Annotated in this window: 5 protein-coding genes and 1 pseudogene; all 6 read left to right on the top strand. The window is 43.0% G+C overall.

Features of this window, described 5'->3' with window-relative positions:
* Positions 1-802 (top strand): annotated as a pseudogene (locus tag MiAbW_RS19970) (IS110 family transposase); the annotation flags it as partial.
* 145 nt (positions 803-947) lie between these two features.
* Complete coding sequence (locus tag MiAbW_RS19550) at positions 948-1118, top strand: hypothetical protein (RefSeq protein ID WP_172967349.1); 171 nt, start codon at positions 948-950, stop codon at positions 1116-1118.
* Between the two features lie 645 nt (positions 1119-1763).
* Positions 1764-3443 carry a DUF3352 domain-containing protein gene (locus MiAbW_RS07295; RefSeq protein ID WP_151695548.1) on the top strand — a complete coding sequence of 560 codons (1680 nt, stop codon included), beginning with the start codon at positions 1764-1766 and terminating at the stop codon, positions 3441-3443.
* 408 nt (positions 3444-3851) lie between these two features.
* Positions 3852-4121, top strand: coding sequence for a hypothetical protein (locus MiAbW_RS07290; RefSeq protein ID WP_002796343.1), 270 nt, complete (start codon positions 3852-3854; stop codon positions 4119-4121).
* Entirely contained in the window at positions 4118-4555 is a 438-nt protein-coding gene (locus tag MiAbW_RS07285; RefSeq protein ID WP_151695547.1) for a putative toxin-antitoxin system toxin component, PIN family, read from the top strand. Before MiAbW_RS07290 ends, MiAbW_RS07285 begins: the two co-directional genes overlap by 4 nt.
* A gap of 731 nt (positions 4556-5286) precedes the next feature.
* The coding region (locus MiAbW_RS07280) for a tetratricopeptide repeat protein (RefSeq protein ID WP_151695554.1) at positions 5287-5821 on the top strand (535 nt) is incomplete at its 3' end.

Here is a 5821-nt window from a genome sequence, read left to right as displayed (position 1 = left end):
AAGAGAGCAACTTGATAAGAATAAAAACTCTTTGATTAATCAACTTAGACAGCGATTATGTTGTGAATTTCCTGAAATTGCTCAAAAAGACTTTGAATATATCGGGGTTAAGGGGTATAACCCAACATTAGGGCATATTTCTGGTGCCGGAAAACACCCGTCTATTAAGGACACTGCCGGAACTGGAATTAAGGAATATAGTCGGTTATTAGCTGGTGACATTATTACTTATCAATCTAGAATCTTGGCTAAGGAACAAGAGTTAAGAGAAATACTAGGGTTAAGTCATTTTAAGCCCTATTGCCAAGTATTTGACCAATTTCTTTTCGGGACTGTTACTCAAAGTTTATTACTTCTACACTGTTATCCTATCGAAAGATTCTTAGTCAACGGTAAACCCTATTTTAGAGGTAATCACGATATCAGTCTGAGAAGGTTTCAGGCTTATCTAGGTTTAGCCTATTCTTATCAAGTCTCTGGAGATACTTCCGCCAAACAGGACAAGGTTAAAAAGTCCTGGAAGGGTTCCGACTTGGTACGTTCTCACTTGTACGCTCACGCAATGGTGACTATTTGCCCGAATAAACCCGCTAAAACAGAGATTATCGCTAAACTTAAAAACTCTTGGCTAAATCCTAGAAGTCACTCCTATTTTACTCAAAACGAGAAAACCGGGCAAAAAACCAAAGTCACCCAAGAGCTACCAAGTTTTAAGGCGCTAGGTAAAGATGGACTTTGCCGCTTACTGTTTTACGAGACTAGACTTTTGTATCGACTTTTAACGGGTAATTTAGTAAAGTGATTCATGAATCAACCCTGAGTGCCTGACACTTGTGTCGGAACTGAGTGCCTGACACAAGTGTCGGAAACCCTTGAAATAGCGTGGAAAGAGAAAAAGGTAGCAGGATATGGAATGCTGAGATTAACAGAACATCAGCGAACCTCCCATGTCAACCACTACCAGTCTCTATGCTCAACTACTTTCTTTACTGTGTCAACACAGCCAATGGCGAGACCTGCGACACCTCAAGGCATTAGCCTGGATGGTCACAGCAGTAATCTGTAGCGGGAAATTAAGCCTGCCAATGTGGGAGTCCTACGTCCCTACTTCTGTTTAGACTAATTTGCAGCCCAAATGGGCACAGCTAGGGATAAAAGACTGAGAAAGAGATAAAAAGCAGGATGAAGGATTAAGATGCGGTCTTTTTCGATTTAGGCGGGGCAGAATAGCGTTTTTTGACCGTAGGATCAGGGATTTTGGGAGTCCGTTTTTTGCCTTTAGGCCAGCCCTGGGATTTTCCTCGGGTTTTGGGGAAACAGGCGGGTGTACCAATCACCGCTAAAATTGCCCCAAAACCCTGAGCGACCCTTCCAGGACAGCAATTCTAAATTTAGGGTTTCATGACATAAAAAGCCTTATAGCAAGAGGGTTGTACAATTCTTAACAAATGGACACTTCGGGTTACTAACACTGCGTCCATCAAGTCCATTACCGCGTCTTTGCCTGTTCCTAATAGTTTGCCGCTTCTCGAAATTCCTGCAAGTTTTTCAAAGTCATTTTCGGGAAATTTAGTAATCTTACTTGATTTCCCGTTTTTTCTGCTCAAGCAGTTTTTTTGTACTGACTCTTGCTCAAATTAGTCTAAACTTGAGCTAGAAGGGGTAGGCTTTAAACCCAAATTTTCGGTAAGAATTGTAGCGATCGAAATTCTTGGGTCATTTGCTGGCTTAAAATAGCTAATGGTTCATCTCGGGGCAAGGTTGTGAAATTGCGATCGTTTTTCTATATTTTAGGTGCGACGGTAATCATTCTCCTAGGAGTCGCCACAGCCAGTTTTGCTTGGATTCTCGCCGATAGTCCTCTGTCTTTGCTCAAAGGTGGGGTGATGCGGGAACCGGCGGCGGCGATTTTTGTGCCGAAACAGTCCCCGGTTATGGTATCCTTGTTGGTCAATCCCGAACGTTTAGAGTCTTTTGGTCAATTAATCGCTACACCGGCTAATCGACGACGTTCCCACCAAGAAATTAAGGATTTAGAAAAAAGTCTGCTCGGTAAAACGGGATTAAATTATCAAAAGGAAATCAAACCCTGGTTAGGGGAAGAAATTACCCTCGCTGTTACTTCCCTCGATTTCGATCGCGATACCGATAATGGTATCCAACCGGGTTATCTTTTGGCAATTCAAAGTAAAGATGGTGAACGCGCTAAGGAATTTCTGCAAGCTTCCTACTCAAAACAGGCGGTTTCGGGCAAATTTGACCTTGTTTTTGAACTATACAAGGGAATTAACCTGATTTATCAACGTCCCTTGACTGCGGGAGATAATAATCGTTTTCTCGCTAGTGCCGTGGTGGGTGATACGGTGCTTTTTGCCAATAATATCAAGGTTTTGCGCGAGGCACTTAATAACGTGCAAGTACCAGATTTAAACCTAAAAAATAGCCCCGATTACCGAGAATCCCTAAAAAATATCACCGAACCGCGTATAGCTATCGTTTACGGCAATTTACCTCCGTTATCGGCTTGGATTGCTAATCAACCCGTCTCGGAGAGTCCCGAAGCGAAACAACGATTAGCCACGGCTTTTACCCTCAAATCCGGGGGAATAGTCGCTCAAACGGCCTTAATTGGAGTCTTAGGACAGGATGACCAAGCACCAATTTTATCTAGTCCCGTGGGAGCATTATCTTTTATCGGCGAAAATAGCCTTTTAGTCGCCGCTAGTCGGGATTTAAATCGTTTTTGGACTCAGGTAGAGGAGGGGTTAGAAGCAGATAGTCCCCTACAGGAATTAATAACACAGGTCTTAAACCGCTTCCAGTCGCCTTTAGGTTTAAATTTGCCTGAAGACGTTTTTAGCTGGGTTAGAGGCGAATATAGCCTCGCTCTCGTGCCTAGTTCAAAGGGGATGGAACCCGATAGTGTTTTTCTAGGGGAACGGGTGATGGGGGTAGAGGTGGACAGTGCGATCTCTCATTTGGATGAGTTAGCCCGCAGTCGCGGCTATAATGTGGTTAATCTGCCTTTACTCGATCGAACGGTGACAGCTTGGACAAAGTTAACCACGGCGGTCCCAGGAGGAAAAGCGCAACTAGAAACGCTCGTGACGGGAGTGCATACTAGGGTCGATAATTATGAAATTATCGCTAGTTCTGTGGAAGCGATGGGTTTAGCTTTATCTGCACAGAAAAACCCCATCTTAAGTAGTGGTAAGTTTCGACAGGCAATTACTGCTTTACCCGCAGAAAATGATGGTTATTTTTACGTCGATTGGCGACAATTGCAACCGGTAATCGAGGCAAAATTCCCGATCGTGCGGGTGTTAGAATTATCGATTAAGCCTTTATTTAATAATCTGCGTTCTCTTACCATTAGCAGCCAAGGTAGCGAAAATTCTGTGCGTCGGGGAACGATTTTCTTTAACCTGGGAGTGAAGTCTTAATCAGTTATCAGTTATCAGTTATCAGATAGAAGCTTGTAGGTTTGGTTGAGCGATTTAATAATTAGGAGAAAACTGCTCGATTCAATGGTTTGAGGGAAACCCAACATTCTTAACGACATTGGTGTGGTTGGGTTTCCCTCAAGCGTCGCTAATAACCGTTCTGGAGCCGTTATCAAGTAGCCAGTGGTATTGATTCTGTGGAATGACTCTCCTGGGGTAGTATAAATGTAGAGGGAGAAACATTACCTCTCCAAACGCGAATCGCCGAGCGCCATCAATTCCCAGATTAGATTACAAGGTAGCAAGCCCTAGCTTGAAAAATTCGCTAAAATATATATAATTAACTTGATCAGATTATTTATAAAGTCTGTTTAACAGCTAAAGTTAATAAAGTTTATTTTGAAGCCGATGACCAAAGAGCTACTCATACAAATCAATCGAGAAGGAAACCTCGAACTTCCTCCTGAAGTTCAAACCCGCCTCAACCCAGGAGATAAATACATGATTTCCCTGACGGAAGACTCCATCATTCTCAAAAAAGTTCATCAAGATAAAGTCAATCTAGAGCAATTCTTTGAGCGACTAGAAGCAATGGAACCAGACCCCAATCAACCGACTCTGGCTGAGATTAGCCAGATGATTAAAGAAGCTCGCCAAATTAGACGCGCCAACTCATGAAAGTTGTTGTAGATGTCAATGTTTGGATTTCAGGATTGTTGTGGGGAGGAGTTCCGGGTAAAATCCTTAAATTAGCTAAAAATCAAAGAATTACAATCTTTGCCTCCCAAAAGATATTAGCTGATATAGAAGATACATTAGAACGACCCAAACTCCAATCTCGAAAACAATATTGTGGATATACAACTGCATACCTGATGACTATCGTTCAAGAACTTATACAACCTTGTGTTGACAGACTACTAGAAGTTCCTCAACTTAGAGATGCAGATGATGCTGTTATTTTAGCGAGCGCTATAGTTATTCAAGCAGAAGTTATTATTACAGGAGATTTAGATTTACTAACATTACATGACTTTGAAAATATCCCCATCATTACTCCCCAGGAATTTCTTAGTCGCTACTTTAATGAGTATAGAAGAGGAGTAAGGTAATTAATTGACGATTTAAACCAGGAGAAAAGATAAGTTTGACCGACAATAATTGCTATGATTACTGTAGGATTTAAAAAAAAGTGATCGCTATTTCGCCCCTCTTATTACTTTTTTTTGGGTTTCCTTACGTCAACCCAACCTACAAGAGAGTCCGTCGGTTGGATTGAGCGAATCAATAGGTTAAAGAAAACCTCTCAATTTTAGGGGAAAGCGAAACCCAACAGCCAACACCTAAATCTGTCTGAATGAGCGATCGCTTCTCATGGCTTTTTGTTGGGTTTCCTTGGGTCAATCCAAGCGTACTATAGTTGGGTTTCCCCACGTCAACCCAAACTACGGCTTTTTGGGCAAAAAAAGCCCTGACAACTGAGGCAAATTAATTCGGCATCGCTAATCGTCGGGGATTTGCTTACCATATTGCATCGAAAAAAACAAGTATTTTTCACTAAATGATAACAAAGCGCTCCCGATTGCGGCGCTTTTTCCGTTTGTATCCGAAACAAAAAAAATTGCTCGCCCTATTCTGCATATTCCCAAAAAAGCAGCCTATGAATTAAGTAGGGGTTGCTGAATCAATCTAAAAACCTTGTTGGATTAATATTTTTAGGCTTTTTTGAAATCAAAAACTGCCAACCCTTGGAGTGATCTACACCCCACACCCTGCCCCCGGGAAAAACTTTTTCAGCCAACCCTAAGTAGAATTTAAAACCATCCCCACTGAGGAACTAGCCATGAAATCCTTTGCCCTTCTTACCACCGTTAGCCTAATCAGCCTTTCCACCCTCGCGACTGTTCGCCCCGTCATGGCGCTAGAGAGCCGACAACCAGCCGAAACCCGGATCGCTCAAGGGAACAATCAAGACGCGATCGGCCACTTTAACCGGGGAGTTGACTACATCCAACAGGAAAAATACGATCTCGCCCTCGCTGAATTCACCAAAGCGATCAACATTAATCCCCGATACGCCGAGGCTTACCTCAATCGGGGGGTTCTTTACAAACAACAGGAAAAACCCGACCTCGCCCTGTCCGATTTCAATCAGGCGCTCAACATTAATCCCCGATACGCAAAGGCTTACTACAATCGGGGGGTTCTTTACGAACAACAGGGGAAACCAGACCTCGCCCTGTCCGATTTCAATCAGGCGCTCAACATTAATCCCCGATTGGCCGAGGCTTACTACAATCGGGGGGTTATTTACGACGAACAGGGGAAACCCGACCTCGCCCTGTCCGATTACAATCAGGCGCTCAACATTAATCCCC

It is taken from the genome of Microcystis aeruginosa NIES-4325, assembly GCF_008974145.1.
In the GTDB taxonomy this organism is placed as follows: Bacteria; Cyanobacteriota; Cyanobacteriia; order Cyanobacteriales; family Microcystaceae; genus Microcystis; species Microcystis aeruginosa_G.
This window is presented reverse-complemented; position numbering and strand designations above follow the sequence as displayed.